The sequence below is a fragment of the Lutibacter sp. HS1-25 genome (genome assembly GCF_004121075.1).
Lineage (GTDB): Bacteria > Bacteroidota > Bacteroidia > Flavobacteriales > Flavobacteriaceae > Lutibacter.
This window is the reverse complement of sequence record NZ_RHLN01000043.1, coordinates 110,884-117,109: the sequence shown is the minus strand read 5'-3', so window position 1 is coordinate 117,109 and position 6,226 is coordinate 110,884. Positions and strand designations below refer to the sequence as shown.

Below are 6,226 nucleotides of genomic sequence, written 5' to 3'. Positions count from 1 at the left end.
AGTATCTTTGAACTACAAAACAACCAGACTACATTAGCAGGAATCATTGCAATAACTTTCATAAGGTATTAATTTTGTGATTGTTTTTTTAGGCTGTAAATACTGGCGTTTAACTCAAAACCTAACAATAAAATAATGGAATTTAACCAAACAAACAGCATTAAAATTAACAAGGTACCTATTGATCCGTACAGCTCATTATAGGTCGAAAATTTGATAACATATACTGCAAATAGCTTAAACATTAACAAGGTTAACAAGGTAGTTAACAAGGCACCTGGCACGTATGAAATTTCTTTGGTTTCTTTTGTGCCATATTTGTATAAAAATGAAACAGAAACATAAATAAGTACGATAAAAAAAACATAACGGCCATATTGTATCCAAAATACATCATCAACCAGCAATCCTGAAACCGTTAAATTATTAACTGCCATTTCAAAATAAATATTTAAAGCAACTGTTATTAACAACACCACTGCCAAAAGAATTGCCATACCCATTGATACAAAATACTGACGAATTATATTTCGCATTTCGCTGATATGATACGAATATTCAAAACCTCCCAAAACAGCATTCACACCATTTGTCATTAAAAAAACTGAAGTTATAAAACCAAAGGAAAGCAAGCCACCATACCTGTTATTTGCAATATCTACAATTACACCTTGAACAGATTCAAAAGTATTTGGTGGTAATAAATGCTCAATGGTATTTAAAAAATCTTGCTGAAATCCCTCTATTTGAACGTACGGAATTAAAGTTAGGATAAATAGTAAAAAAGGAAACAATGCCATAAAAAAACTAAAAGCAATTCCGCCAGCTCTTGAGGTTAAGGCACCTTTAAAAATTCCGATAATATACATCTCCAAAAGATCGTATAACGACAAGCCCAACAAACCCGGAATTTTGACTTTTTTAATCAGTCTAATTACCAGATTTACAACAGGAATTTTATCTAAATTTTCTTCTATTGGTTTGGTCATTTTTTTAAGTGAAAAGGTTGCAGAGGTATAGGTTTGTTGTAAATATTACACCTCCCTGCCCTCATTAAAAAGGAAATTTATCCTTTTAATATTTAGTATCGATTGTTGCGCTTCGACAAGCTCAGCGTGACAACCTTGTTCTATCTTCCGTTTTCGGTCACCCGAATTTATCCTTTAAAACTTTTAATATTTAACTTCGAACTTCTAATATCTTACTTCTAATATCTAACTTTTAACTTACAACTTATAACTTCTAATATCTAACTTTTAACTTACAACTTATAACTTCTAATATCTAACTTCTAATATCTAACTTATAACTTATAACTTCTAATATCTAACTAACCTTCAACCGCCTTTAAACTTAAATCCATATTGTAAACAGAATGCGTTAAAGCGCCTGATGAAATAAAATCTACACCACATTCGGCATATTTACGGGCAGTTTCTAAATTAATACCTCCAGATGATTCTGTTAAACATTGGTTGCCAATTAATTTTACAGCAGTTGCCGTATCTTCGTAATTAAAATTATCTATTAAAATACGATAAACACCTCCGCAGGCTAAAATCTCTTTAATTTCATCCAAACTTCTGGCTTCAACAATAATTTTTAAATCTAAATTATGGTCTTTTAAATATTGTTTTGTTTTTTCAATGGCATTGGTTACGCCACCCGAAAAATCAATATGATTGTCTTTTAACATAATCATATCATACAAAGCAAACCTGTGATTTTCCCCACCACCAATTACAACCGCCCATTTTTCAACAGCTCTAATTCCCGGAGTGGTTTTTCGCGTATCCAACACTTTTGTTTTTGTACCTGCTAATAGCGCTACAAATTGGTTTGTTTTGGTTGCAATGGCGCTCATACGTTGCATCATATTTAGCACCAAACGTTCGGCTTTTAAAATAGACTGAGAACTTCCTTCAACATAAAAAACAACATCGCCATATTTTACATTTTCGCCATCATTGATAAGTGTTTCAACCTTTAAATTTTTGTCAACATAATTAAAAATGCGTTTTGCCATTGCTACCCCAGCAATAATTCCATCTTCCTTTACCAGTAATTTTGCTTTTCCTTTTGCTAAAACCGGAATACAAGCCAATGAACTGTGATCTCCATCACCAACATCTTCTCTAATAGCGTTTGAAATTATTATATCTAACTCTTTTTCAAATTGTTCTTTACTAATCATATTTTATGCAAATTGTCACACAAAAATAACTTTTTTATTTTCAAAAGTTTCATCTTTATTTCTTTTTATATTTGCTGAATGAAAATTAAATTATTGGCCATTGGTAAAACCGATGATAAAAATTTACAGACGCTTATTGAAAACTATCAAAATAGATTGAAGCATTATATCAATTTTGAATTGGAGTTAATTCCTGATATAAAAAATGTGAAAAATTTAAGCGAAGTACAACAAAAAGAAAAAGAAGGCGAACTTATTTTATCTAAATTAGCGCCCACTGATCAACTTATTTTGTTGGATGAAAAAGGAAAAGAATTTCGCTCCATTCAATTTTCTGAATTTCTTCAAAAAAAAATGAATGCAGGTATAAAACAACTGGTATTGGTTATTGGCGGACCTTATGGTTTTTCTGAAACTGTTTATCAAAAAGCCCAAGGAAAAATCTCCTTGTCTAAAATGACTTTTTCGCACCAAATGATTCGTTTATTTATGGTTGAACAATTGTACCGCGCCTTTACTATTTTAAAAAACGAACCTTACCATCATGAGTAAAATAAAACTGGTTTTTGCAACCAACAATCAACACAAATTAAAAGAAGTACAAGCCATGTTAACCAATTTTGAAATTGTTAGTTTGGCAGCTATCAATTGCTTTGACGACATTCCTGAAACGGCCAATACTTTAGAAGGCAATGCCATTTTAAAAGCCGATTATATTACTAAAAAATTTGGATTGAATTGCTTTGCAGACGACACCGGACTTGAAGTTGAAGCTTTAAACAACAAACCTGGCGTGTACTCTGCGCGTTATGCTGGCGAAAGTAACAATGCCAACGCCAATATGGATAAGTTGTTAAACGAACTTCAAGATAAAAAAAACAGAAAAGCACAATTTAGAACTGCCATTGCACTTAATATTGATGGCAAACAATTTATTTTTGAAGGCATTTGTAAAGGACAAATACTAACAGCAAAACAAGGCGACAGTGGTTTTGGTTATGATCCTATTTTTATGCCAAACGGATTTAACAATTCTTTTGCTGAAATGTCTATGACACAAAAAGGTGCTATTAGTCACAGAGGAAAAGCCATTGAAAAACTAGTTACATTTTTAAACGAACAATCTTGGTAAATCATCTAAAATCATATAAAAATACATTTATCATTCTGTTGGTTGTTTTACTTATTTTTTGTTTGATAAATATAAGTTTGGGCTCTGTTTACATTCCGTTTAAACAAATATTGCTAACGCTAACAAGTGGTGAAGTAGAAAAAGACTCTTGGAGAACCATTGTTTTAAATTATCGTTTACCAAAAGCCATTACTGCCATACTTGTTGGTTCAGGCTTGTCAATTAGCGGTTTGTTAATGCAAACATTGTTTAGAAATCCGCTTGCAGGACCTTTTGTATTAGGAATCAGTTCTGGAGCAAGTTTGGGTGTTGCTATTTTAATTTTGGGCGCTTCGTTTTTTGGCGCAAGCATTACAAGTTATGCATTTACCAATTTTGGCTTGGCAATTGCTGCAAGTTCTGGTGCATTTTTAGTACTTGCTGCAGTAATGTTGGCAGCTATAAAAGTAAGAAACACCATGTCTATTCTTATTATTGGTTTGATGTTTGGAAGTTTAACTTCAGCAGTTATAAGTGTATTGGCCTATTTTAGTAGTGCTGCAGAATTACAACAATATATGTTTTGGAGTTTTGGAAGCTTAGGAAATTTAAGTTGGCAAGAAATAATTGCTTTATTTACCATTTATATAATTGGAGTTTCTATGGTTGTTTTTATTATCAAACCATTAAACAGTTTGCTTTTAGGTGAAAATTACGCCAAAAGTATGGGTGTAAACGTAAAACAAACCAGAAACATTACACTTATTGCAACTAGTTTATTAACAGGTGTAATTACAGCTTTTTCGGGTCCTATTGCTTTTATTGGATTGGCGGTTCCGCATTTAACAAAATTACTTTTTAACACTTCAAACCATAAAACATTGTTACCTGCAGTTGCCATTAGCGGCGCTATTGTAATGCTTATTTGCGACAGTATTGCACAAATGCCAACCAGCGAATATACGCTGCCTATAAACGCCATAACTTCGCTATTTGGAGCACCTATTATTATTTGGTTATTGGTTAGAAAAAGAAAAATTTATTATTAATGGATGCAACAACTAAATACATTATAAAAACGACTGATTTAAGTATTGGTTACGCTTCAAAAAAGCATATTAGTACCATTGCATCAAATTTAAACATTTGTTTAGAACCTGGTAATTTAGTTTGTTTACTTGGAAAAAATGGTATTGGAAAATCTACTTTATTAAGAACTTTAACTAAAGTTCAGCCTGAACTTGGCGGCACTGTTTTAATTAACAATGCCAAATTAGAGACCTTAACAAATGCCGATTTATCAAAAACATTGAGCCTGGTGCTTACTGAAAGATTACCAGACTCTAGCTTAACTGTTTATGAATTGGTTGCTTTAGGTAGACAGCCTTTTACCAATTGGATTGGTTATTTAACAACCAACGATTTAGAAATAATTCAGTCGGCTTTTGAACAAACAAATACACAACATTTAATGAATCGCAAGTGTTATGAATTAAGTGATGGTCAATTACAAAAAGTATTGGTAGCGCGTGCACTTGCCCAAGATACGCCAATTATTATTTTAGATGAACCTACTGCTCATTTGGATTTACACCATACCATAAACACTTTTTCGTTACTTAAAAATCTGGCTAAAAACTTTGGAAAAACAATTATTGTGTCAACTCACGAAGCTAATTTAGCGATGCAATTGGCTGATGAATTGTGGTTAATGACACCTTCGAAGTTTATTTCAGGAAAAACAGCTACTTTAATTGAAGACAATAGTTTAGACCAACTTTTTGACTCTGAACTCATTAGCTTTAACAAAACTTTAAAGCAGTTTACAGTTAATCACTCTTAATTTTTTTAATATATTTGATTAACTCAAAAAACCTCACAATGAAAAATATCTTGTTTATCATCCTGTTTTTGCCATTTATTTATTGTGGAAAAACTGCTAATTTTTCAGAAATAACATTGCCTTTTATTCAAAATCCTGCGCTAATAACAGGCGATCTTGCTTTTGAATACTCAAAAATAATTACACCTAAAGATTTAAAAACACATTTGTATGTAATGGCTTCAGATGAATTTGAAGGTAGAAACACAGGTGAACCTGGTCAAAAATTGGCTGCTGAATATTTAAAGGATTTTTATAAATCTCACAACATTGCTTCACCTTTAGGAGGCGATGATTATTTTCAGGAAATTCCTACTGAAGAATTAAGACCAAATTTAAAACCTTCTGAAAATGTGCTTGCTTTTATTGAAGGTTCTGAAAAACCTGAGGAAATTATTGTAATCTCTGCCCATTTTGACCACCTTGGAAAAACGGAAGAAGATATTTTTAACGGCGCAGATGACGATGGCTCAGGAACTGTTGCCATTATGAAAATTGCTGAAGCATTTCAAAATGCTGTCTTAGAAGGAAATGGCCCAAAACGATCTATCTTATTTTTACATGTTACTGGTGAAGAAAGAGGTTTGTTAGGTTCAAAATATTATGTAAATCATCCTGTTTTTCCTTTAAAAAATACCGTAGCCGATTTAAATATTGATATGATTGGAAGGGTTGATGAAGCACATACTGATACTCCAGAATTTGTTTATTTGATTGGTTCAGACAAATTAAGTTCCGAATTGCATGAGATTTCTGAAGCTATTAATAACCAATTTACAAAGCTGGTTTTAGATTATACTTATAATGATGATAACGATCCTAATCGTTTTTATTACAGGTCTGATCACTACAATTTTGCAAAAAATAACATTCCTATTATATTTTATTTTAATGGTACTCATGAAGATTATCACAAAGCGTCAGACACTCCAGATAAAATAAATTATGAAGTTTTGGCAAAAAGAACGCAGCTGGTATTTTTTACTGCTTGGGAATTGGCAAACAGAGACAAACGAATTGTAGTTGATAAATAGTTTGA

Annotated in this window: 7 protein-coding genes; 5 read left to right on the top strand and 2 right to left on the bottom strand. The window is 32.0% G+C overall.

Going from position 1 to position 6,226, the window contains the following annotated elements; all coding sequences use genetic code 11:
* Positions 1-68 precede the first annotated feature (68 nt).
* Together EC396_RS11815 and nadC are read right to left on the bottom strand one after the other, a co-directional pair.
* The gene (locus EC396_RS11815) at positions 69-989 is read right to left on the bottom strand and encodes a YihY/virulence factor BrkB family protein (protein ID WP_129366752.1); all 921 of its coding nucleotides are present in this window, start codon (positions 987-989) and stop codon (positions 69-71) included.
* Positions 990-1,330: 341 nt separating this feature from the next.
* Positions 1,331-2,194, bottom strand: coding sequence for a carboxylating nicotinate-nucleotide diphosphorylase (nadC, locus tag EC396_RS11810; RefSeq protein ID WP_129366894.1), 864 nt, complete (start codon positions 2,192-2,194; stop codon positions 1,331-1,333).
* 78 nt (positions 2,195-2,272) lie between these two features.
* Between nadC and rlmH the strand changes: the two genes are divergently transcribed.
* The 5 genes from rlmH to EC396_RS11785 are packed head-to-tail and all read left to right on the top strand — an operon-like array spanning position 2,273 to position 6,221.
* Positions 2,273-2,746: a 23S rRNA (pseudouridine(1915)-N(3))-methyltransferase RlmH gene (gene rlmH, locus EC396_RS11805; protein WP_129366893.1), complete on the top strand. Its 474-nt coding sequence runs from the start codon at positions 2,273-2,275 to the stop codon at positions 2,744-2,746.
* A 1-nt stretch (position 2,747) separates the two neighbouring features.
* Complete coding sequence (locus EC396_RS11800) at positions 2,748-3,326, top strand: non-canonical purine NTP diphosphatase (protein ID WP_129366897.1); 579 nt, start codon at positions 2,748-2,750, stop codon at positions 3,324-3,326.
* Positions 3,320-4,354 carry an iron ABC transporter permease gene (locus tag EC396_RS11795; protein ID WP_129366892.1) on the top strand — a complete coding sequence of 345 codons (1,035 nt, stop codon included), beginning with the start codon at positions 3,320-3,322 and terminating at the stop codon, positions 4,352-4,354. The genes EC396_RS11800 and EC396_RS11795 overlap by 7 nt, the downstream gene beginning before the upstream one ends.
* Entirely contained in the window at positions 4,354-5,148 is a 795-nt protein-coding gene (locus EC396_RS11790; RefSeq protein ID WP_129366891.1) for an ABC transporter ATP-binding protein, read from the top strand. The genes EC396_RS11795 and EC396_RS11790 overlap by 1 nt, the downstream gene beginning before the upstream one ends.
* A gap of 38 nt (positions 5,149-5,186) precedes the next feature.
* Complete coding sequence (locus EC396_RS11785; RefSeq protein WP_129366890.1) at positions 5,187-6,221, top strand: M28 family metallopeptidase; 1,035 nt, start codon at positions 5,187-5,189, stop codon at positions 6,219-6,221.
* Positions 6,222-6,226 lie beyond the last annotated feature (5 nt).

Bases quoted from the DNA above. Each gene is read 5' to 3' on its own strand.
- EC396_RS11815 (WP_129366752.1), bottom strand. From the start codon at position 989: ATGACCAAACCAATAGAAGAAAATTTAGATAAAATTCCTGTTGTAAAT.
- nadC (WP_129366894.1), bottom strand. From the start codon at position 2,194: ATGATTAGTAAAGAACAATTTGAAAAAGAGTTAGATATAATAATTTCA.
- EC396_RS11790 (WP_129366891.1), top strand. From the start codon at position 4,354: ATGGATGCAACAACTAAATACATTATAAAAACGACTGATTTAAGTATT.
- EC396_RS11785 (WP_129366890.1), top strand. From the start codon at position 5,187: ATGAAAAATATCTTGTTTATCATCCTGTTTTTGCCATTTATTTATTGT.
- rlmH (WP_129366893.1), top strand. From the start codon at position 2,273: ATGAAAATTAAATTATTGGCCATTGGTAAAACCGATGATAAAAATTTA.